This window comes from Paraburkholderia sp. BR10954, assembly GCF_040965775.1.
In the GTDB taxonomy this organism is placed as follows: Bacteria; Pseudomonadota; Gammaproteobacteria; order Burkholderiales; family Burkholderiaceae; genus Paraburkholderia; species Paraburkholderia youngii.
On sequence record NZ_JBFRCK010000330.1, the window covers coordinates 1 to 255 of the forward strand.

Below are 255 nucleotides of genomic sequence, written 5' to 3' on the forward strand. Positions count from 1 at the left end.
CAGGGCGGCGCCGCGGACGATGTCCTGGGCGGCATCGAGTGGCTGGGTGCGCAGGAGCGCACCAACTATCCCCTGACCCTGTCGGTGGAAGACTGTGGGCAGGCGCTGGGCCTGACGGCGGAAGCGGCCGAGCCGGTTTCAGCAGAGCGTATCTGCGGTTACATGCAACATGCGCTGGAGCATCTGGCGGGCCTGCTGGAGCGCTCGCCGCACACGCCGGTGCGGGAGCTGGAGATCCTGCCGGCGGCGGAGCGC

The 255-nt window shown here is 70.6% G+C and carries 1 protein-coding gene; it reads left to right on the top strand.

From position 1 onward, the window contains the following. Positions 1–255, top strand: a 255-nt coding sequence (locus tag AB4Y34_RS42455; protein ID WP_368719377.1) for a hypothetical protein, incomplete at both ends; no start/stop codon positions are given.